This is a genomic window from Actinomycetospora chiangmaiensis DSM 45062, from assembly GCF_000379625.1.
Classification (GTDB): domain Bacteria; phylum Actinomycetota; class Actinomycetes; order Mycobacteriales; family Pseudonocardiaceae; genus Actinomycetospora; species Actinomycetospora chiangmaiensis.
In genome coordinates this window covers 268,505-289,526 of record NZ_KB903217.1, presented here as the reverse complement: position 1 = coordinate 289,526, position 21,022 = coordinate 268,505, and the positions used below count along the sequence as shown (strand labels likewise).

Sequence of the window (21,022 nt, the reverse complement as noted above, 5' to 3'; positions counted from 1 at the left end):
CCGTCACGCGCCCAGCCGCTCGGCGAGCCGGTCGATCCCGCCTCGGATCAGCCGCCCGTACCCGTCGTCGGGAAGGACGTCGATGCACGACCGCGCCCGCGCGAGATGCTCGCGGGCAGCCGGGAGGTCCTCGGCACGCCGGTACGCATCGCCGAGATTGAGGTGCAGCGACGGGTAGAACGCCGCGACGTCGGTCGGCGTGTCCCGCTCCCGCGCGACCTCGTCGGCCGCGGCCAGGGCCCGGACGTCCCACCGGAGCTCGTCGGCCACCTCCGGCTCGAGATCGGCCGCATGGTGGGCGAGCGCGCACCGGTGGAACGGATCGGCCTGCACCACCGGCTCCGCCCACAGCGCGACCAACTGCTGCCGGGCCTCCTCGACGGCACCGGCATGGCCGAGCTCGACCGCTGCCGCGATCCGTGCCATCACGTCCATGTCCGGCACGGTAGGGCGACCCCCCGACAGCCACGGCGACGATGTGGCTTTCCTGCCACTGGATGACAGCAACGACGCTTCGCTGCCACGGAGGGACTACAGCAGCGTCGGCTGTTCCTCGACGTCCTCGCCCTCGACGACGGTGACCTCCGGGGTGTACCGGGCCGCCGGGGGGAGCACGCGCACCGCGCCGTCGTCCGCCACGGCGACGAGGCGCATCGAGACGAGCAGCGCGAGCACGTCGGCGGCGAACCGGTCGCGGTCGGCGAGCGCCGCCTTCGACCAGTACCGACCGTGCTCCGCGACCAGCTCGTCGAGCACCTCGCGCACCGACGCCCACGGGATCGCGTCCGGGTCGTCCGCCGGCCGGAACTGGTAGACCAGCTCGCTGACCAGCAGCAACGCCGCATGGGGCAGGGTCCCGCCGGTCGGGAAGGCGACGTCGGAGCACCCGCCGTCGACGTCGAGGGCCGCGAACCCCTCGGCCCGCGCCTCGAGCACGAGCCCGGTCCGGGCCTCGATCCGCCGCCCCTCGTCGCCGGCCCGGCGACGCAGTTCCGCGAAGCGCGCGGGGTCGAGATCGGACGCGAGCACCACCGGGTCCTCCACCAGCCGTCGACGCGCGGCCGTGGCCGCCGACCCGCGTTCCCGGGCCCGCTCGACCAGCTCGTCGGGTGTCTCCGCGCCCACCACCGCGCCGGTCGGCAGCAGCGCCATCCGGTCCTGCCGCACCTCGAGCAGCGCGTCGGCGTCCGCGTCGTGCTCGTACAGGGCCACGCCGCGGTCCAGCTCGCGGAGCATCCCCTGCGCGATCAGCCAGCGCAGCGCCGTCACGAGCGCCCGCCGCGACGCCGCGTCGGTGTCCAGCACGACCCCCGCCTCGGCCGCCGCGGAGTGCACCGCGTTGACCAGGTCGCGCAGGCTCGTGCGGTCCGGACCCGACGTCGTCGCCGCCAGCACCAGCGCCAACGCCGTGTACTCGGCGGAGGTGAACGGCCGGGGCGACGCGGAGACCGTCCGCAGCGGCCGGTCGGCGGGCACGTGCCCGGTCTTCACCAACCGGGCGGTGTCCGCCGTGACCACCAGCCGGTAGTTCAGCTCCTGCGTGAACCACGCGTCGAGCGCGTCGGCATGACGGCGGATCGACGCGACGAGGTCCGGGTCCGTCTCCGTGGTGCGCCACGGCCGGGCGAGCAGGGCCCGCGTGGCCGCGACGAGCTCGCCGTCGCGCTGCGGGTCGGTCGTGGGAGCGCTCACGGGGCCACCCGTTCCGAAGGAGCGGCACGTCCGCGCGCACAGCTGCTGCGTTCGTTCACCGAGGACGAGCTCACGGCGCCGCCTCCACCGGGACGAACGGGCCGGGCGTCACGGACGACCGTGCTGAGCGGCCCGTTCGTACGGATGCGGCCCCTCATGGCGCCGCCTCCACCGTCAGGGCCAGCCCCTCGACGCGGAGCGCGCCCGCATGGGTGGGCACGCTCGTCGTCGTACCGGGGGCACGGCGGACCTCGCAGCGCACGCCGTCCAGGACGATGCTCCCCACCTCCCCGTCGCTCCGCTCGCCCCTGCCCGACGCCGAGGCCGGGCCGAGGTCCGCGACGGCGCGGGTGAGCACCTTCTGCAGTTCCCGCAGCGCGGGCTCGGAGAGCCGGGCGGTGAACCCGGCGGCGCCCACCTCGAGCAGCTCCGCCCGGGCCGCCGCGGCCCGCTTCTCGACCTCCGCCTTCCGGGCGAGCAGGTGCCGCCGCTCCTGCGTGCGGTCCTGCACCCGCGAGGTGCGACCGCGGCTCGTCGTGTCCCCCCGCTCGCGCAGTGACACCGGGATCGTCGCGACCGGCGCGTCCCACCACGACACGGCGGCGTCCACCGGGTCGGTGTCGTCGCCGCCGGCGCCGCCGAGGTGGCGCGCGCCGTAGAGCCCGAACGCCGCCGCGGCGAGCTCGTGCGCCCGCGGCGCCGGGGCGTGCGCGAAGAACCCCGCGAGCCGCAGGAAGTCCACCCGCCGCGACGACCCCGCCGTCCCGGTGCGGGAGAGCCGCGTGAGGTTCTGGGTGAGGGTCCGGACGGCGTCGACCGCGTCCCGCTCCAGCGTCTGGACGCGGCTCGGGCGGCCCGACGTCGAGACGAACCACGACGCCAGGTTCTCCCAGTCGGCGACGGCCGCTCCGGGCGCGCGGCGCACCCGGACGGTCGACAGGCCGGCGGCGGCCACCCGGGCCGCGAGGCCGTCCGCCGCGCGCTCCACCAGGGTCCCGACGACGGGTGCGAGCTCGCCGAGCAGGACGGCGATCGGGCGGGCCGCGCGGTGCAGGGTCTCCAGCCGCTCGCCGACGTAGCCGACCAGCACCTCGGAGAAGAAGGCGAACTCGTCCTCGTCGAGGTCGAAGCGGGACTGCCACTGGTTGATGGCGGCGAAGAACTGGGTGATCTCGGCGGAGAACGCCACGTGCGGGTCGAACACCGCCCGCACGGCCGCGGCGAGCCGGTCCGGCGGGGCGGTCGCCGCGTCGAGCCTGCCCAGCTCCTCCAGGGCGGTGCGCAGCTGGTCGAGCCGGCCGAGCGACACGTCGCGCACGTCGTCGACCTGCGCGAGGACGCCCTCGACGAGGTCGTGCACCTCCTGCCCGACGCGGGTGATCAGGTAGCGGTCGCGGCGACGGTAGTAGTCCTCGACCGTGCCGACCTGCCCGACCGACGCCGACACCTCGAGGTTGCCCCACACCCGCAGCTGGTCGAGCCGGATCTTGACGGTGGGCTCGTCCAGCTCGTGCCCGGTCTCCGCGAGCCGCGCGGTGACCTCCCCCGGCGTCAGCTCCGCGAAGAAGGTCCCCCGCGAACACCCCGAGGATCCAGCGGTAGTCCGGCGACTCGGTGACGTAGGAGAAGACGACCGGCCGGATCGTCGAACTCATGCGCCCCTGCCCAGGATCGAGCTCCGCTCCGCCGCGTCTCCCACCGACAGCTCGGACCCGTTCCAGCGGTAGTGCACCAGGGCGATCGCGCGCAGCTCCGGGTCCCGCAGCACCTCGGTGATCGCGAGCTCGGGGACGCTCGGGTGCGTCCCCCAGAGCCGCTCCGAGGTGACCACGAAGTCCACGTCGAGGTCGACGAGCAGCCCGAACAGCTTCGCGTGGTTGTCCTCCGAGACCTTCGCGAACGCGTCGTCGAGCAGCACCAGCCGCGGCGCGCCGACGCCGTGCGGGTCGTGCGCGGCGGCGCTGGCGGCGGCCGCACTGGCCATCGGCAGCACGGTGACCAGCTTCTTCTCGCCCTCGCTGAGCGTCGTCCGCCGGGTGAGGAGCTCGTCGTTGCGCCCCGGCCGCCGCAGGTAGATCCGCATCTCGTGCCACGTCCGGTAGTCCAGGACGTCGCCGATCACCGACCGGTACGACGCCTCCGGGTCGGCCGTCCGCGCCTGCTCGACGAGGCTCTTCACCGCCTCCCGGACCTGGTCGTCCTCCTCCGGCGAGCGCAGGTCGGGGTGCTTGCCGAGCAGCACCAGGGCGGTGGCCGTCTCGCTCTCCAGGTCCCCGCGCGGGCGCCACTGCAGCCGCACGCCGATGCCCTGGCTGGAGGTGACGCCGCGCAGGATCCGGTTCATCCGGTCCACGAGCTCGCCGGCCGCGAACAGCGCGTCCGCGACCTCCCGGGCGATCCGGCCGTGCAGCAGGTTGCGCAGCGCCTGGTCCTGCTGGGCCGACAGCAGGCTCGTCGCGCGCCGCCGTTGGACCGCGACGCGGTGCACCATCTGCGCCAGCACCGCGCGGGTCGGGCCGGTGACGTGCACGGCGAGCGGGGTGCCGTCGGCGCCGCGCCGGGACTCGATGTCCCACCCCGACGCCAGGTGGTCCCGGGTCTCCCGCAGCGCCTTCTCCAGGGCGTCCTCGGTGACCTGACGGCGGGGCGCCGCGAGCCGGGCGCGCAGCACGTCGACCAGCTCCGCCGCGCCCTCGACGGAGTCCGGGGTGACCGGGATCGGCTCCTCGGACCAGTCGGTGCCGCCGTCCTCCGCCTCGCTGTCCGACACGACAGGGCCGTTGGTCACGATCGAGGGTGATGAACGGCCCGTTCGTCCGGTCGCAGCGGCCTCGTCGTCCGGCCGCTCCGCCGCGGCCAACAGACCGGGCACCTCGAGCGCGTCGACCAGGCGGGCCCGACCCCCGACGGCCGCCTTCTCCCGCTCGACCAGCGTCTCGCGGGCCGCCTCCACGCGCAGCTCCGCCTCCCGGACGGCGACGGTCGCCCCGGTCTGCTCCTCGCGGGCCGCGTCGAGCCGGGCGGCGGTCTCCCGGAGGTGCGTGTCCAGCTCCGAGACCCGGGCGGCGACCTTCGCCGGCTCCTCGCCCAGCGCCGACTCGGCGGTCTCCAGCTCCGTGCGGACGGCGGCGGCGTGCCCGGCGGCGCCCCGATGGTCGGCCACCGCCGCGGCCAGGTCGGCCACCTCGCGGTCCCAGCCCGCGATCGCCTCGCGCCACGACCGCACGCTGCGCCGCGTGCGCTCCACCGCGGAGTCGACGGCGGCGAGGGCCCGCTCGGCGTCCGTGACCGCCTCCAGCAGGCCCTCGAGCCGCCCGGGGTCGGTCGACAGGCCGGTCTCGGCCGCCTGCTGCTGCAGACGGGCGACGAGGTCGTCGGCCCGACGACGGGTCTCGGCGGCTGCCGCGGTCCGCTCCGCCGCCCGTCCCTGCGCCTCCTGCGCGTACCGGGCGGCGCCGGTCGCGGCCACCACCGCGTCGTCGACGGTGCGCGTGCCGGGGAGCTCCCGGACCAGGCGGCGCAACCCGTCGGCGTGTTCGTCGAGGGCGGCCGCGACGGCCCGCGCGGCGGCCAGGCGCGCCTCGGCGTCCGCCACCAGCGCGGCGAGCTCCGCCAGCCGACGGGCACGGGCCTGTTCGCGTGCCCCGGCTCCGACGTACTCGGCGGCCGGCTTGGTGTGCCGCCCGCGCAGCGGTCCCGCCCCGAACGAGCCGTCCTCACCGACCCACAGGGCGTCGCCCGGCGTCGTCCCGAGGGCGGCGAGCACGCCGGCCACGACGTCGACCGGCACCGTGCCGGTGTCCACCGGCACCAGTCGGGGACCCGCCCCGGCCGCCGCGACACCCGTCGTCAGGAACAGCTCGCCGTCCGCGCCGAGCACGTGGCCGTCGGCGTCGACACGTGCTGCGAGCAGCCCGGACGCCTCCAGCGCCGCCTCCAGGCCCGCCCGTCCCGCGGCGTCGAGGTCGTCGGCGAAGTCGACCAGCGAGGCGAACAGGGCGGCGTCCCCGACCCCGGTGTCGGTGCGCCACGGCTCACGGGGCAGGGGGAGCTCGCCCGCCGCCTCGACCCGGGCGTGCTCGGCGCGCAGGGCGGTGAGCTCGTCGTCGGCCTCGCCGACGCGGGCCGTGGCCCGGCTGCGGGCCGCGGCGAGCGCGCCGGAGGCCTCGTCCGCCACGCGCCGCACGGCGCCGACGAGGCTCTCGGCGCGGGCGCGCAGGTCGTCGGAGGCCTCGGCGTCGTCGGGGCCGGCCCGGAGGGCCAGCCACCCGGCGGCACCGTCCGGTTCGGCCGCGGGGACCGCCGCGACGTGCGCGACGAGCCGCTCGTGCCAGGAACCGACCGCGGCCGCGTGCTCGTCGGCGGCCACCCGGGCGGCGCGGCGGGCGACGTCGGCCTGCTCGGCGGCCTCGGCGGCGCGTTCGCCTGCCTCGGCGGCCTCGGTGTCGGCGCGGTCGGCGGCGGCCGTCTCCCGGTCCGCCGCCGCGGCGCGTTCCCGCAGCTCGCGCACGGTGGTGCGGTGGGCCCGCAGGCCGTCGCCGACGGCGACCAGGGCCACCGGCAGGTCGTCGACGGGGTCGAGGTCGTCCTCCGGGACGTCCACGGCGGTGCCGCTCGCGGCGTCGTCCTGCGGTTCGGTGGCGAGCGCAGGCGGGTCGGGGAGGCGGACGGGGGCGGAGGCGGTGCGGGCGGCCGTCGTCACGCCTCGGAGGTGCTCGGCGATCCCGGCGAGGTCGGACTCCACCTGGCCCTTCGCCGCCGTCGCGCCCGCGGTGGCGGTGGTGACGCGGGCCAGGGCGCGGGTGCGGACGCCGTCGAGCGTGCCGGCGGCCTCGTCGGCGCGGGCCAGCTCGTCGCGGCGCCGCACGAGGTCGGCGTGCGCGGAGTACTCCGGCAGGCTCACCAGGCCCTGCCGCTCGGACGTGGCCCGCGCGTGCTCGTCGGCCAGCTCGCCGACCACGCGCACGGCCTCGTCGCGGACCGTCCCCGCACGCTGCGCCCCGGCCCGGTCGCGCTCCACGCGCCGCCCCGCGGTGCGGGCCGCGTCGACCGCCGACGCCGCGGCCTCCACCGCCGTCATGAGCACCCGGCGCGCGTAGTCGGTGTAGACCTCCACGACCCCGTCGAGCGCCGTCGCCGTCGCGGCCAGGTCGGTGACGTTGCGCCGGTGGTCCTCGAGGTCCTCCAGCGGCTGGGCGGCGTCGTTCACCGCGTCCTCGGGCACCGGCGGCAGCGCCTCGCGCAGCGTGCGGGGCAGATCGGTGTCGATGCGGTCACCGACGCGCGGGTTCCGCACCTGGTGGAGCAGCCGGAAGTAGGCCGTCGGGTCGGTCCCGCCGAAGAAGCGGCGCGCGATCTCGGCGCGGTACTCCGCGGTGGAGGTGAACACCTGGCCCCGCACCCCGAGCTCGGCGCGCAGCGCGTCGACCGAGAACGGGACGTCGGCCTCGGTGAGCCGGAAGTCCAGGCGGGCCCGGCGGTCGGTGGAGAACCACCAGGTGGTGACGCGGTCGGTGGACCGGTTGGCGCGGATCCCGCAGCCGACGGTGCGGTACTCGCCGTCGCGGACGAACTCGATCCACAGGTAGCCGGTGCGCTGCGTGTCGTCGTTGTCGGAGAGCATCCAGGAGCGCAGCACCCCCCGCTGCTCGCCGGCCGCGTCGATCTTGCGGACGTCGGCCTCGAGCAGGAACGGCAGCAGCATGTTCATCGCCGTCGACTTGCCCGAGCCGTTGACGCCGCGCAGCAGCAACCGGCCGCCGCCGAACTCCAGCACCTCGTCCTGGTACTGGTAGACGTTCAGGATCCCGGCGCGCGAGGGCTGCCAGCGGGCGGGGGAAACCACCCGGAGGAGGGTACGGAACCCCCACCGCGGTCCCGACGGCGGCGGACGCGCCCCCCACGCCGTGGGTCCGCACGTGCGGCGGCGATCATGACGGGGTGCTCGTCGTCCTCCCACCCAGCGAGACCAAGGCGTCCGGGGGACGCGGCGCGCCGCTGGACCTCGACGCGCTGTCCTTCACGGCGCTGACCGCCACGCGCGCCGAGCTCGTCGACGCGGTCGTCGCGCTGGCCGACGACGTGCCCGCCTCCCGCACGGCGCTCGGGGTCAGCGAACGCCAGGACGACGAGATCGAGCGCAACGCCGCGCTGCGCGCCTCCCGGACCACGCCCGCCCTCCGCCGCTATACCGGCGTGCTCTACGACGCCCTCGACGCCGGATCACTGACGCCGGGTGCCCGCGGCCGGATCGCGGTCTGCTCGGCCCTGTTCGGCCTCGTCATGGGCACCGACCCGATCCCGGCCTACCGGCTCTCCGCCGACTCGACGCTCCCCGGGTACGGCGGCCTGCGCACGGTGTGGCGCCCCGTGCTGGGGCCGGTCCTCGCCGACCTCGACGACCACGTCGTCGACCTGCGCTCCGGCGGCTACATGGCGCTCGCCCCCGCCCCGGGTGCCACGACGCTGGACGTGGTCTCGGAGGCCGACGACGGGTCGCGCAGCACGGTCAGCCACGCCAACAAGTCGTTCAAGGGCCGCGCCGCGCGCCTGCTCGCCTCCACCCGCCGTCGACCGAAGGACACCGGCGGCGTCCTCGCGGTCCTGGCCGACGCCGGGCTGCGCGTGGAGCAGGCCGACGACACGTCGCTGCTGCTGGTCGTGCCGCGCTAGTCGCACCGGTGCAAGCAATGCGTCACTGCTTGCACCCAGTGCCAGGAAAACCGGCTCCGTCGACCCGCCGTCAGGAACGCAGCTCCGCGAGCACCGCGTCGGTGAAGGGCGGCCAGGCCTCCTTGGCCCAGTCGCCGAAGTCGCGGTCGGTGAGCACCACGCAGGCGGCGCGGGCGTCCGGGTCGACCCACAGGAACGTGCCGGACTGCCCGAAGTGGCCGAAGGTGGCGGGCGAGCTGTCGGCGCCGGTCCAGTGCGGCGACTTGTGGTCGCGCAGCTCGAAGCCCAGGCCCCAGTCGTTCGGCTTCTGGTAGCCGAGGCCGGGCAGCACGCCGGTCAGGCCCGGGAACTGCACGGACGTGGCCTCGGCCAGGGTCTCCGGGGCGAGCAGGGACGGCGTGAGGAGCTCGCGGGCCAGCAGGACGAGGTCGTCGACCGTGGAGGTGGCGCCGTGCCCGGCCGACCCCTCCAACGACGTGGACCCCATCCCGAGCGGCTCGCACACCGCCTCGCGGAGGTAGTCGGGGAAGTCGATGCCGGTCGACGCCGCGATGTGGTCGGCGAGCACCTCGAAGCCGGCCGACGAGTACAGCCGCCGCGTCCCCGGCTCGGCCATCGCCTTCTGCTCGTTGAACGCCAGCCCGGACGTGTGCGCCAGCAGGTGGCGGACGGTGGATCCCTCCGGTCCCGCCGGGTCGTCCAGCGAGATGGCCTCCTCCTCGACGGCGAGGAGGGCGGCGATCGCGACGAGAGGCTTGGTCACCGAGGCCAGCCGGAAGCGGCGGTCGGTCGGCCCGTGGGTGGCGGTGTCCTCCGCCGTCACCACCGCGGCCGCCACGGTCTCCACCGGCCAGTCGTCCACCCGCGCGAGGCTGTCCACGGCGGCGAACCCTAGTTCCCGACGTCGGGTCGATGCGGCTTCCCTGCCACTGGATGACAGCAACGACGCTTTCCTGCCACCGGGAGGAGGGCCTCAGACCAGCACGTCCCGCAGCGCGCCCACCGCGTCGTCGAGCACGGTCCGGGCGGCGGCGTAGCCGAACGGCTGGTTGGAGAGCACGGCCACCAGGAAGCGGCCCTCGGGGTCGAGCACGCCGGCGCTGTGGAGGTCGACCGAGCTCTGCAGGCAGCACAGCCAGCCCTGCTTGACGGCCACCCCGCGCCGGTCCGGGGCGAGGAGGCCGAACGCCTGGTCGAACCCGTCGGAGGCGGTGTCGGGCGCCGCGGCCATGGCGCCGAGCACGAGGTCGCGGTCGGCGGGGGCCATCGTCTCGAGGACGTGGCGCAGGACGGTGGTCATGTCCCGGGCGGAGAGCTGCACCTCGCCCCACTGCGACGGGTCCGCGGGCACCTCGGTGTCCTGCAGGTCGAGCCGTTCGGCGACCCGGGTGATCCCGGACCGGCCGCCGAAGCGGGTCCACAGGGCGTTCATCGCGGGGTCGTCGCTGGGACCGAGCGCGGCCCGGATCAGCCGGCGGTCCTGGGGGCTCACCGTCACGCGGCCGTCCGCACCCCGGTCGAGCAGGTCGACCGCGGTGAGCAGCTTGGACAGCGACGCCGAGTTCATGGCGTCGTCGGCCTCGTCGTTCAGCGCGAGCGCCCCGGTGGTCCGATCGAGCACGGCGATGCCGACGTCGGCGCCGCGCCGCGTGACGGTGGCATCGGCCGCCGCCACCGCCGCCTGCACCGGGGACGGCTCCGGCGGGACGACCGGGGTCCGGGGCGGGACGGGCGTGGGCGTCGCGACCGGGGTCGGCGCGGGGGCGACCTGCTCGGTCCGGACCGGCGCGTCGAGCAGCCCGGGCAGCAGCGGTCCGGCGACGGCGAGGACCGCCAGCAGTGTGGCGCCGAGCAGCGCCCGGCGCGACCACGAGAAGCCGGGCGTGCGCGCGGGCCGCGGCAGACCCCGCCGTCGGGACCGGTCGGCCCGGCGGCCCACCCGTGCACGCGTCACGCTCCGATGATGCGCACCGCGATGTTCCCGTCGTGTGACGGACGGGGTGGAACGTGACGGATCGGACAACGGGACCATGGGGCTGCTCTGAACGGTCGGGGGCCGGCCCGGGCCTCGGTGCCCGACGACGCTCCCGCGGCGGGCACCGGGGGTGATCCGGCGGTTCCGGCGGGTGGCGCATCCCCGACTCGGGTAGGGATTCGGACATGCGCGCCCGCACCAGCTCCCCGCTCCTCGTCGCGGGCGCCGTCGCCGTCGCGGTCCCCGGCGTCGCGATGAGCCTGGGGGGACTGTCGATCTCGCCGCCGGTCGACGCGCTGCTCTTCGGGCTCGCGATCGTCGGTGCGGCCTTCCTGCTCTCGTGGGCGGCCGAGGCGGCGCAGGTGGACATCTCGGCGGGCCTCGCGATCGCGCTGCTGGCCCTCGTCGCCGTGCTGCCCGAGTACGCCGTCGACTTCGTCTTCACCATCGAGGGCGGCAACGCCTACGCGCAGTACGGCCCGACGTGCCTGCCGCCCGGCTCCACCGACCAGTCGCCCTGCGGCCTCGCCCTGGCCAACATGACCGGCGCGAACCGGATCCTCGTGGGTGTCGGGTGGGCCCTCGTGGTGCTGCTCGCCGCGATCCGGCTCCGTACCCGCGCGGGCCGCTCGGGGGAGCTCGGCGACGGCGGGACCGCGCACCGCGCGGGCCACTCCACCCGCGTGACGCTGTCGCGCACCGACTCGGTGCCACTGGTCTTCCTGCTGCTCGCCACCGTCTACTCGCTGACCCTGCCGCTGCGGGTCAGCATCACGCTGGTCGATCTCGTGGTGCTGGTGGGGATCTTCGTGGCCTACAGCGTCCGGGTGGCCCGCGCGCCCGCCGAGGAGCCCGACCTCATCGGTCCGTCGGCCTGGATCGGGGAACAGTCCGCCACCCCGCGCCGCGCCTGGTACGTCGGCCTGTTCGTGCTCGCCGCGGCCATCATCATCGCCTGCGCCGAACACTTCGCGGACTCCCTGGTCCAGACCGGCACGGAACTCGGCATCAGCCAGTTCTTCCTCGTCCAGTGGCTCGCGCCGCTCGCCTCGGAGGCACCGGAGCTGCTGGTGGCCGGCCTCTACGCGTGGCGGCTCAGGACCACCGACGCGCTCGCCACGCTGGTGTCCTCCAAGGTCAACCAGTGGTCCCTGCTGGTCGGGACGCTGCCCCTGGTGTTCGCCCTCGCCGCGGGATCACCGAACGGCCTGCCGATCGACGTCGACCAGCGCGAGGAGCTGCTGCTCACCGCCGCGCAGTCACTGTTCGCGGTGGCGCTGCTCGCGACGCTCTCGATCTCGGTCAAGGGCGCGCTCGCCCTGCTGGGCCTGTTCGTCGCGCAGTTCCTCCTCGCGGCCTTCCTGCCCGCGCCGCTGCAGGAGGCGGAGCTGCTGATCCTCTCGGCGGTCTACGTCGTGCTGGCGGTCGTGCTGTTCGTCCGGCAGCGCCGGGCGCTGGTGGGGCTCGTCCGCGACGGGCTCCGCACCCCCTACTCGCAGTTGACGAAGGAGAACGCGTGACGCGTCTCGCGGTGATGTGGGTGCACGGGGTCGAGATCGCCGACGCCCGCTTCGCGGACACCTCGATGGACCTGCTGCGGACCGAGTTCACCCGCATCGCCGGCGTCGACGCCGACGAGGCGCTCGTGCTGCGGACCGCGTTCTGGGCGCCGGTGTACGAGGGGCGGCAGGACGCGCTGCTGCGCCGGATGGGCGGCGCCCGCGCGCAGGGCGTGTTCGACCTGCTCGACTCCCTCGGCAGCGCGACCGACCGGGGCTCGGTGGCCGCCCTGCTGGGCCTCGTCGCGTCCGGGCTGGTCCGCAGCCTGCCTGGCAGCCCCGACTTCCACTACCCGACGCTGCGCTGGCTGGTGGTGCACTACCTCGGCGACGCGATCAGCTACCAGGCCGGCGCGGTCGACCGGGCGCTCTACGACGGCGTGCACCGGGTGCTCGCGCGGTCGCTGCACGACCTCGCGACCGAGGCGGGCGAGGACGCCCCGCTGTGCGTGCTGGCGCACTCCCTGGGCTCCGTCGTCGCGAGCAACTTCTTCTACGACCTGCAGGTCGCGGGCGGGCTGCACCCCGACGGGTCGGCCGGGGTGGCGCCCGAGGTCGCCGCGGAGCTGGGCGACACGCCGGCCGAGCGCGGCGAGACCCTCGGCTGGCTCTACACGCTGGGCTCGCCGCTCGCGCTGTTCGCCCAGCGCCACCCCGACTTCGGCACGCCGATCACGGTGCCCCACCCGCAGCTGGACCTCCGGCACCCCGGTGCCGGCGGCGAGTGGGTCAACTACTGGGACCCCGACGACGTCATCGCCGCCCCGATCCGCCCCCTGAACGACGCGTACGCGAAGGCCGTCGTCGCCGACCGCACCGTCGCGGTGGCGCCGTGGTGGCTCGGCTGGACCCCGCTGGTCCACCCGTTCTACTGGAACGACGTCCGGGTCGTGCGGCCCGTCGCGACGCAGCTCGCGATGGCGTGGCACCGGCTGCAGGAGGGTCCCGACCGCGTCACGACGGGGTAACGCGCCGGCCGTCGGCGTCGATCTTCCGGCGAGGTCACCACCTCGTCTCACCGCCGGAGGGATCCCGTAGTCATGTCGCGCCCGTCGGACCGTCGCGGCCCCGGTCGGGTGTCCGTCCAGGTGGCGAGACCGGGTGGCGCCGGCGGTGACCCGGAGGAGTCGCCGACGCGGGGCCGGCACCGCAGTCCCGACGCCGAGGGAGGTGCGCCGGTCCTCGCGGCGTCCTCGCTGGTCGGCGCGCCGCGGCACCGGCGCGCCCGCCCCGAGCCGGGTCACGACGCCGAGCCGGCGCGCACCGGCGGCCTCCCGGTGCGCTCGCTCGCCCGCGTCGAGGCGGCCCGCGAGGCCGCGTCCCGCCCGCGTCCGGGGGCTCCCGTCCCGACGACGGGTCGCTCCGGTGCCGCTGTCACCACGCCGGTGCGCGAGGTCGCGGAGGTGCACCGGGAGACGCACCCGGAGGCCCGCCCGACGGCTCACCCGGGCGCGCGGCCGCAGACCCGCCCGGAGACCGAGGACGCCGTCACCGATCTGGTCGCGCGGCCCGGTCGGGGCGCCCTGCCCGACGGCCCGGGGACCGGGTCGGAGCCGGCCGTGCTCGGCGCCACGGTGTCCGTCGTGGCTCTCGTGGCCGCCGTGGTCGCGGCCGCCGTGGCCACTCCGGGCGGATCCCGCACGACGCTGCTCGGGGTGCTCGCCGTCGCCCTGCTCGGCACCGGCACCGCCGCGCTCGGGCTCGGTCGGCAGCGCCCGCGGCGCACGCTCGCGGCGACCGGGGTCGTGGTCGGCGCCGCGGCGGTGGCCGCGAGCGTGATCCCGCTGCTCACGATGTGACGGCACCGCCGTCACCTGATCGGGTGAGCCGATCGCCGGACGTCGTCACACATCGTCGTCGCCGGCCGTCCCGGGAGGGAACACCACCCCGAGGAGGCCATCGTGACCCTGACCGCCCGCCCGACCGACCACGCACCGCGATTCCTGCTCACCCGTCGGGTGGTCGCCGTGGTCCTCGTCGTCGCGGCCGTCGCGTGGCTGCCGCTCAACCACGACATCGAGGGTCCGATCCTCTACGGCATCGACGCCACGCACGGCATCACCACCGCCGACCTGGCCTCGGTCGCGCTGTTCCTGCTCGCCCGGGTGCTCTTCCTGTCGTCGATCGGCCGGCGGCGCTCCCGCGCGCGGACGACCCTCGCGCGCGCCTGAGGCGGCGGGAGGGCCGTCCGTGCTGCGGGTCGGTCAGGCCGAGACCGTGGCCCGCGCCCGGGCCCGCTCCACCTGGGCCCTGCGGTCCTCGCCCGCCTGCCGCGTCAGCTCGGCGCCCGCGGCCTCGTCCCGCGTCAGGTTCTCCCCGCTCTGCGGGTCGAAGACGTGGATCCTGCGGGTGTCGAACCAGAACTCGGCCTCGCTCCCCTCGCGGATCCGTGAGGCGGAGTCGATCGAGACGATGGCCTGCGTGCGCAGCTGGTCGCCGTCGAGCTCCCGGGCGAGCTCCTTGAGCTTGGCCGCCGCCTCGGGCGAGGACTCGTAGGGCAGGTAGGCGTACTGCGAGTCGCCGAGCCACTCGGTCACGTCCACCTGGGCGCTGAACCGGGCGCCCCGGTCGAGCAGGGCCTCGTCGACCAGCGAGGCGTCCTCGAACATCTCCGGCCGCACGCCGACGAGCACGAGGTCCCGGTCCCCGACCCGCGCGGCGCGGGACTCGTCCAGGGTGATCGGACCGAACGGCGTGTCCAGCTTCCCGTTCGCCGCCGAGGCCGGCAGGAAGTTCATCGGGGGCGAGCCGATGAAGCCCGCGACGAAGAGGTTGGCGGGCTGTTCGTAGAGCTCGCGCGGCGAGGCGACCTGTTGGACGACGCCCTTCCGGAGCACGCAGACCCGGTCGCCGAGCGTCATCGCCTCGGTCTGGTCGTGCGTGACGTAGACCGTGGTGATCCCGAGCCGGCGCTGCAGCCGCGCGATCTCGGCCCGCATCTGGCCGCGCAGCTTCGCGTCGAGGTTGGACAGCGGCTCGTCGAACAGGAACGCGTCGGCGTCGCGCACGATGGCGCGGCCCATCGCGACCCGCTGCCGCTGCCCGCCCGAGAGGTTCGCGGGCTTGCGCTGCAGGTGCTCGTGCAGCTCGAGGATCGACGCGGACTGCTCGACCTTCGCCCGCACCTCGGCGTCGGGGACCTTCGCCAGGCGCAGCGGGAACGCGATGTTCTCGTAGACCGTGAGGTGCGGGTAGAGCGCGTAGTTCTGGAACACCATCGACAGGTTGCGCTCGCGCGGCGCCTTGTCGTTGACGCGCGTGCCACCGATGACCATGTCGCCGGAGGTGATGTCCTCCAGCCCGACGATCATCCGCAGCAGCGTCGACTTCCCGCACCCGGACGGTCCGACGAGGATCATGAACTCCCCGTCGGCGATGTCGAGCGACACGTCGTTCACGGCGGGGTAGCCGTCGCCGTACCGCTTGACGATGTGGTTCATCTCGATCGCGGCCATGGTCCTATCCCTTCACGGCGCCGTTGGTCAGACCGGCGACGATGCGCCGTTGGAAGATCAGCACGAGCACGACGACGGGGATCGTCACGAGGACCGCCGCCGCCGCGATCGGCCCGGTGGGCGACTCGAACTGCGAGGCCCCGGTGAAGAGGCCCAGCGCCGCGGGCACCGGCCGCGACGCGCTGGTCGAGGTCAGCGAGATGCCGTAGACGAAGTCGTTCCACGCGAGGAAGAACGCGATGATCGCGGTGGTGAACACCCCGGGGGCGGCCAGCGGCACGATGACCTTGCGGAACGCCTGCCACGGCGTGGCCCCGTCGACCTGGGCGGCCTGCTCCATCTCCCACGGGATCTCGCGGAAGAACGCGGACAACGTCCAGATCGAGATCGGCAGGGTGAGCGAGAGGTACGGCAGGATCAGCCCGAGCCAGGTGTCGTAGAGCCCGATCTCGCGCCACAGGTTGAACAGCGGGGTGACGATCGAGATCACCGGGAAGATCGCGACGGCGAGCGCCGTCGAGAGGATGAGCTTCTTGCCGGGGAAGTCCAGCCGGGCGATCGCGTACGCGGCGAACATCGCGAGCAGGCAGGCGATGGCGGTCGCGATGAGGCAGATGCCGAACGAGTTGCGCAGCGCCGGCAGGAACAGCTCCGCCGCGTCGCCGGTGAGGATCTGCGCGTAGTTCTCGTTCGTCGCGACCGTCGGCAGGAACGAGCCGTTCGAGATGTCCGAGGACGACTTGAACGACAGCGAGACGATCCAGGCGATGGGGAACAGGCAGTAGGCGACGATCAGCAGGCCGCCGACGCCCCAGCCGACCTTCTCTCGGGTGGACATCCCTACTCCCCTCGGGCCTGGGACAGGTCGACCTTGAAGCCCTTGATGAACAGGCCGCAGATCAACACCACGGAGATGAACAGGAGGACGGACACGGCCGAGCCGAGTCCGATCTCCAGGCGGGCGATGGTCTGCCGGTAGGCGAGGAACGAGAGCACCTCGGTGCCGTTCGCCCCCGCCGTCATGACGTAGACCGAGTCGAAGACGCGGAACGCGTCCAGGGTGCGGAAGAGCAGCGCGACCATGATCGCCGCCCGCATGTTCGGGATGGTCACCTTGCGCATCCGCTGCCACCAGGTGGCCCCGTCGACCTTCGCGGCCTCCTGCAGCACCTCGGGCACCTGGGCGAGGCCCGCGAGCAGCAGCAATGAGATGAACGGGGTGGTCTTCCAGATCTCGGCCAGGCAGATCACGAAGATCGCCGAGCCCTGGCTGCCGAACCAGTCGGTGTCGGGCGCGAGCCCCAGGAAGGAGAACCACGAGTTGACGAAGCCCGAGTCCGGCGCGAACGCGAACTGCCAGGCGAACGCGGAGACCACCGTGATCACCGCGTAGGGGATGAGGATCGCCGCGCGCAGGATCGGCCGCAGTGCCCTGAGCGCCTGCACCATCACCAGGGCGAGGGCGAATCCGAGGACGAGTTCCACGGCGACGGTCACCACCGTGATCAGCACGGTGACGCCGAAGGCGTCCCACCACACGGGGTCGGTGAGGATGACGCCGTAGTTGGACAGCCCCGTGAACGACCGGTTGGCCGGGTCGGTGAGCCGGTAGTCGAACAGGGACTCGTAGAACGCCTGCAGGATCGGGTACGCCGTGACCAGCAGCATCACCGCGAACGCCGGTCCCGCGAGGAACCACCCGAGGCGGGCCTCGGAGCGGCTCCGGTCGCTGGCCGCGTGTCTCGGCGACGGCGCCGTCGCGGTCTGTTTCTCGACAGTGGCCGTCACAGCAGCCGCTCCTTCCGCAACACGCCGAGGATGAGGTCCTGGGCCGCCTGGTTCGTGGGGCCGGGGACGATCGCCGCCGGCGGGTGGAAGGTGCGCTGGAGCCCCCCGGAGACCTCGGCGTAGTACGCGGTCTGCGGACGGGGCTTGGCCTGGGTCAGCGACTGGAGGATGACCGGGGCCATGGGGTACTTCGCGAGCACGGCGGGGTCGGAATAGCTCGCGACGCGCGCCGACGGGTTGCCGTTGGACACGAAGTAGTAGGCGGTGTTCTGCGCGCTGGTGATGCACTCGCTCGCCGCGTAGGCGAGGTCCGGGTGCAGGCTCGAGTGGCCGACGCCGAGGTTGATCCCGCCGTAGGGAGGCGCCGAGGGCAGGTCGGGACGGACCTGCGGGTAGAGGGCCCAGCCGTAGTCGGCCGGCGTGTTCGCCGGGACGGTGCCCTGGCTCGCGGCCTTGGTCACCTTGGACCAGACGAACGGCCAGTTGACCATGAAGGCCGAGGTCCCGCTCTGGAGCGCCGCGGAGTTCGCGTCCTCGTCGGCGGTCGAGAAGGCCGCGGGCGCGGCGGGCGAGTTCGCGAGCTTGCTCATGATGCGGGCCGCCTCGACGGCGGGCGGGTCGGTCAGCCCGAGCTGGACCAGCTTCGGGTTCGACTCCGTCGGGTTGGTGATGATCTGGCCGCCGCCGGAGCGGATGAGGGCGTTGGTCCAGACCATGAGCGACTCGGCGCGCTTGCCCTGCGCCTCGACCTTCGTCCCGCGGGCGACCGCGGCGTCGATGATCTGGTCCCAGGTGACCGGCTTGGTCAGGTCGAGCCCCATCGAGGCGACCTGCGACTTGCGGTACCAGAGCAGCTGGGTGTTGGCCCAGAACGGCACCGTGACGAGCTGTCCCTGCCACGAGGCGCCCTCGATGGCCGACGGCACCACGCCCTGGCTGACCCGGGCGGCCACCCCCGGCGGCATCGGGGCCAGGAAGCCGGCCGCGGCGAACTCCGGGATGTAGGGCGGGTCGAGGCTCATGATGTCGATCGACGAGTCGTTCGCCGCGAGCCGCCGGACGAGCTCCTGGCGCTGGTCGCCGGAGTCGCGGGGCAGCGTCGAGGTGGCGATGCGGTACTGCCCGCCGGCGGCGTCGGTGCACCGCTTCGCGATCTCGGCCTGCCCGCCGTCGTCGGGGTTGATGTACCAGGTCAGCGTCGGCGGACCGGTCGGCGCGCTCGCGCAGCCCGCGAGCAGGGCGAGCACGGCGGCGCCCAGCACGGCCAGGGCCGTCAGGGACGGCCGCCGCCGCCGGGTGGGAGAGCGCATGGGCGTGGTCCTCCGGGCCTGATCGTCGACGTCGTCGAGGCGGACGGGAAGCGGATGGAAGCGCTTGCGGTCAGACTGTGGTGACCTACGTCTCAGATGTCAACCCACGGGACCGGCCAGCAGGGGACGCCCCGGACGGAACGGTCGTACGGAGCCACGCCCTGCACCGGATGGCCCAGCCGAGCCGGGAGCGCTTGCAGCGTGGCCTAGGCTGGTGACGTGGTTCACGATCCGGAGGTCCCCGCCGGGCACCGGGTGGTGGACGAGGGGCGGCGGACGGGCCCCGGCGCCAGCCTCGAGGACGTGGCGCGCCTGGCCGGGGTGTCCGCGTCCACCGCCTCCCGCGCGCTCAACAACCACCCGCAGGTCGCCGCGGCCACGCGGGAACGGGTGCTCACCGCCGCGGCCGGGCTGGACTACGTGGTCTCCCCGGACGCGTCGCGGCTGGCGGGCGGGATCTCGCGCACCCGGGTGGCGGTCGTCGTGCCCCACCTGTCGCGATGGTTCTTCGGGCGGCTGCTCGAGGGGCTGGAGGCGGGACTGCACGAGGCCGGCGGCGCGGGGGTGGACGTGCTGCTCTTCCTGGTCGGCGACGTGGCCGGGCGCCGGGCGTTCTTCGAGCACCTCCCGGCCCGCCGAAGGGTGGACGCCGCCGTCGTCGTCGGCTTCGAGGTCGACGAGGCCGAGCGGGCACGCCTCGAACTCCTCGGCGTGCACATCGTCTCGGCGGGCGGGCCCCGGGAGCCCTTCCCGTCGGTCACCGTCGACGACCACCGGGCCGGGCGCCAGGCCGTCGACCACCTGGTGCACCTCGGGCACCGCCGGATCGCGTTGCTCGCCTCGGAGGATCCCGCCGACCGGGGCCCGGACCTCCGGTCGGCCGCCTACCGGGACGCCCTCGCCGACGCGGGCCTGGAGCTCGACGAGGACCTGGTCGTCCGCGTCCCGTTCGGTGCGTCCGGCGGCGCCGACGGCATGGGCCGGCTCCTCGGCCTGCGCCGCCCGCCGACCGCCGTGTTCGCCTCCGCCGACGAGATCGCCGCGGGCGCGATGCGCACGCTGCGCCGCGCCGGACTGCGGGTGGGCGGGGACGTCTCGGTGATCGGGATCGACGACCACCCGATCGCCGAGACGCTCGATCTCACCACCGTCGCGCAGCCGGTCCACGAGCAGGGCGTGGTGGCCGGGCGCATGGTGCGGGCGCTCCTCGGGTCGGGTCCGCCGGAGCCGGTGGCCTCCCGGGTCCTGCCCACGCACCTCGTGCTGCGCAGCACCACGGGACCGCCGCCGTGAGCGCCCCCGAGCTGCACCTGCGGACGGCGTCGCCGCAGCTGCTCGCCCTCCCGTGGGACGTGCCGCTCGAGGCCTGGGACCCGGCCACCGTGCCGCTGCGGACGCTCGACGTCGGGCCCAGCCGCCACCTCGTGCGCTTCGTGGTCGCCGACGGCGTGCTCTGGGCGCTCAAGGAGCTGCCCGTCCGGCTGGCCGGCAAGGAGTACGAGGCGCTGCGCCGGATGGAGGCGTCGGGGCTGCCCACGGTGAAGGCCGCGGGCCTCGTCGTCCGGTCGGTCCCGGAGGACTCCGCCGTGCTCGTGACGCGCTACCTCACCGGCTCCTGGCAGTACCGGCGCCTGTTCGCCCGCCTGCCCCCGGACCGCGCCGCCCACCGTGCACGCCTGCTCGACGCCATGGCGGGGCTGCTCGTCGAGCTGCACCGCCACGGCGTGTTCTGGGGCGACTGCTCACTCGCCAACACCCTGTTCTCCCGCGACGGCCAGGCGCTGCAGGCCCACCTCGTCGACGCCGAGACCGCGGAGATCCACCCCTCGCTCTCCGACGGGCAGCGCCAGCTGGACCTCGACATCCTCGTCGAGAACGTGGCCTCGGGACTGATCGACGTCGCAGCCTCCCTCGGGCGGCCCCCGGAGATCGAGCCGCGCCTCGTCGAGGAGGCCCTGAGCGTCCCGGAGCGCTACCGGGCGCTGTGGGACGCCCTGCACGCCGAACCGCGGTTCGCCTTCTCCGACCGCTACCGCGTCGAGTCGACCGTGCGCGAGCTGGAGGAGCTCGGGTTCGTCGTCGACGAGGTCTCGCTCGTGCCCGACGGCGACGCGGTGCGCCTGCGGGTCGGTGTCGGCGACCGCCGGTTCCACGCGCAGCGACTGCGGGAGCTGACCGGGCTCGACGTCGGGGAGGGGCAGGCCCGCGAGCTGCTCGCCGACCTCCAGGCCCACCGGGGTGCGCTCTCCCGGGAGCAGGGCCGGGCCGTGTCGGAGGACGAGGCGGCGCCGAGCTGGCGCCACGACGTCCTGACACCGGGGATGCGTCGCGCCCACGCCGCGGTCGGCCACGTCGGGACGGCCGTGCAGGCGTGGTGCGACCTGCTCGAGGTGCGCTGGCTGCTCTCCGAGGCCGCCGGGCACGACGTCGGGACCGACGCCGCCCTCGAGGCGCTCGCCGAGAAGGCGCCCACCGACTCCGCCGCCCGCGCCCTGGTCGCCGAGGGTGGCTGCGCCTCGTGAGCACTTTCCGTCACGATACCCACGGAAAGTGCTCACGGGGCCGCAGGCC

At 74.7% G+C, this 21,022-nt stretch carries 17 protein-coding genes; 7 read left to right on the top strand and 10 right to left on the bottom strand.

Features of this window, described 5'->3' with window-relative positions:
• Positions 1–3: 3 nt before the first annotated feature.
• The 4 genes from A3CO_RS0101470 to A3CO_RS0101455 form a co-directional block, all read right to left on the bottom strand.
• Positions 4–435 (bottom strand): hypothetical protein, encoded by a 432-nt coding sequence (locus A3CO_RS0101470; protein WP_018330460.1) that lies wholly within the window; start codon positions 433–435, stop codon positions 4–6.
• A 96-nt stretch (positions 436–531) separates the two neighbouring features.
• On the bottom strand, positions 532–1,692 hold the full coding sequence (locus A3CO_RS0101465) for a TIGR02678 family protein (protein WP_018330459.1): 1,161 nt from the start codon (positions 1,690–1,692) through the stop codon (positions 532–534).
• Positions 1,693–1,846: 154 nt separating this feature from the next.
• Positions 1,847–3,247 carry a TIGR02677 family protein gene (locus A3CO_RS0101460; protein WP_084681469.1) on the bottom strand — a complete coding sequence of 467 codons (1,401 nt, stop codon included), beginning with the start codon at positions 3,245–3,247 and terminating at the stop codon, positions 1,847–1,849.
• Between the two features lie 96 nt (positions 3,248–3,343).
• Positions 3,344–7,537 carry an SbcC/MukB-like Walker B domain-containing protein gene (locus A3CO_RS0101455; protein WP_018330457.1) on the bottom strand — a complete coding sequence of 1,398 codons (4,194 nt, stop codon included), beginning with the start codon at positions 7,535–7,537 and terminating at the stop codon, positions 3,344–3,346.
• A gap of 95 nt (positions 7,538–7,632) precedes the next feature.
• On the opposite strand from A3CO_RS0101455, the gene A3CO_RS0101450 reads away from it, so the two are divergent.
• Positions 7,633–8,364, top strand: a complete 732-nt coding sequence (locus A3CO_RS0101450) for a YaaA family protein (RefSeq protein ID WP_018330456.1) — start codon at positions 7,633–7,635, stop codon at positions 8,362–8,364.
• Between the two features lie 70 nt (positions 8,365–8,434).
• Here the strand turns inward: A3CO_RS0101450 and A3CO_RS0101445 are convergent, their stop codons facing one another.
• Positions 8,435–9,244: a serine hydrolase domain-containing protein gene (locus A3CO_RS0101445; protein WP_018330455.1), complete on the bottom strand. Its 810-nt coding sequence runs from the start codon at positions 9,242–9,244 to the stop codon at positions 8,435–8,437.
• Positions 9,245–9,337: 93 nt separating this feature from the next.
• Positions 9,338–10,318 carry a serine hydrolase gene (locus tag A3CO_RS29495; RefSeq protein WP_018330454.1) on the bottom strand — a complete coding sequence of 327 codons (981 nt, stop codon included), beginning with the start codon at positions 10,316–10,318 and terminating at the stop codon, positions 9,338–9,340.
• 206 nt (positions 10,319–10,524) lie between these two features.
• Between A3CO_RS29495 and A3CO_RS0101435 the strand changes: the two genes are divergently transcribed.
• From A3CO_RS0101435 to A3CO_RS29490, 4 genes are all read left to right on the top strand, one after another.
• On the top strand, positions 10,525–11,859 hold the full coding sequence (locus A3CO_RS0101435; RefSeq protein WP_018330453.1) for a sodium/calcium exchanger protein: 1,335 nt from the start codon (positions 10,525–10,527) through the stop codon (positions 11,857–11,859).
• Positions 11,856–12,866, top strand: a complete 1,011-nt coding sequence (locus tag A3CO_RS0101430) for a hypothetical protein (protein ID WP_018330452.1) — start codon at positions 11,856–11,858, stop codon at positions 12,864–12,866. The genes A3CO_RS0101435 and A3CO_RS0101430 overlap by 4 nt, the downstream gene beginning before the upstream one ends.
• A 120-nt stretch (positions 12,867–12,986) precedes the next feature.
• The gene (locus A3CO_RS0101425; RefSeq protein ID WP_157646913.1) at positions 12,987–13,697 is read left to right on the top strand and encodes a hypothetical protein; all 711 of its coding nucleotides are present in this window, start codon (positions 12,987–12,989) and stop codon (positions 13,695–13,697) included.
• Between the two features lie 102 nt (positions 13,698–13,799).
• Positions 13,800–14,069: a hypothetical protein gene (locus A3CO_RS29490; protein ID WP_018330451.1), complete on the top strand. Its 270-nt coding sequence runs from the start codon at positions 13,800–13,802 to the stop codon at positions 14,067–14,069.
• A gap of 33 nt (positions 14,070–14,102) precedes the next feature.
• Here the strand turns inward: A3CO_RS29490 and A3CO_RS0101415 are convergent, their stop codons facing one another.
• From A3CO_RS0101415 to A3CO_RS0101400, 4 genes are read right to left on the bottom strand one after another with little or no spacing between them, the layout of a single operon-like run.
• Entirely contained in the window at positions 14,103–15,353 is a 1,251-nt protein-coding gene (locus tag A3CO_RS0101415) for an ABC transporter ATP-binding protein (protein WP_018330450.1), read from the bottom strand.
• Between the two features lie 4 nt (positions 15,354–15,357).
• Positions 15,358–16,191: a carbohydrate ABC transporter permease gene (locus A3CO_RS0101410; protein ID WP_018330449.1), complete on the bottom strand. Its 834-nt coding sequence runs from the start codon at positions 16,189–16,191 to the stop codon at positions 15,358–15,360.
• 2 nt (positions 16,192–16,193) lie between these two features.
• The gene (locus tag A3CO_RS0101405) at positions 16,194–17,141 is read right to left on the bottom strand and encodes a carbohydrate ABC transporter permease (protein WP_018330448.1); all 948 of its coding nucleotides are present in this window, start codon (positions 17,139–17,141) and stop codon (positions 16,194–16,196) included.
• Positions 17,138–18,451: an extracellular solute-binding protein gene (locus A3CO_RS0101400; protein WP_018330447.1), complete on the bottom strand. Its 1,314-nt coding sequence runs from the start codon at positions 18,449–18,451 to the stop codon at positions 17,138–17,140. Before A3CO_RS0101400 ends, A3CO_RS0101405 begins: the two co-directional genes overlap by 4 nt.
• Before the next feature lie 219 nt (positions 18,452–18,670).
• Here A3CO_RS0101400 and A3CO_RS0101395 point away from each other — a divergent pair, with 219 nt between their 5' ends.
• Both A3CO_RS0101395 and A3CO_RS0101390 read left to right on the top strand, forming a co-directional pair.
• Positions 18,671–19,744 (top strand): LacI family DNA-binding transcriptional regulator, encoded by a 1,074-nt coding sequence (locus A3CO_RS0101395; RefSeq protein ID WP_245561403.1) that lies wholly within the window; start codon positions 18,671–18,673, stop codon positions 19,742–19,744.
• Positions 19,741–20,973 carry a DUF4032 domain-containing protein gene (locus A3CO_RS0101390; RefSeq protein WP_018330445.1) on the top strand — a complete coding sequence of 411 codons (1,233 nt, stop codon included), beginning with the start codon at positions 19,741–19,743 and terminating at the stop codon, positions 20,971–20,973. Before A3CO_RS0101395 ends, A3CO_RS0101390 begins: the two co-directional genes overlap by 4 nt.
• Positions 20,974–21,022 lie beyond the last annotated feature (49 nt).

Excerpts from the sequence above, each read along its gene's own strand:
- A3CO_RS0101415 (WP_018330450.1), bottom strand. The coding sequence starts at position 15,353 with ATGGCCGCGATCGAGATGAACCACATCGTCAAGCGGTACGGCGACGGC.
- A3CO_RS0101435 (WP_018330453.1), top strand. The coding sequence starts at position 10,525 with ATGCGCGCCCGCACCAGCTCCCCGCTCCTCGTCGCGGGCGCCGTCGCC.
- A3CO_RS0101470 (WP_018330460.1), bottom strand. The coding sequence starts at position 435 with ATGGACGTGATGGCACGGATCGCGGCAGCGGTCGAGCTCGGCCATGCC.
- A3CO_RS0101400 (WP_018330447.1), bottom strand. The coding sequence starts at position 18,451 with ATGCGCTCTCCCACCCGGCGGCGGCGGCCGTCCCTGACGGCCCTGGCC.
- A3CO_RS0101410 (WP_018330449.1), bottom strand. The coding sequence starts at position 16,191 with ATGTCCACCCGAGAGAAGGTCGGCTGGGGCGTCGGCGGCCTGCTGATC.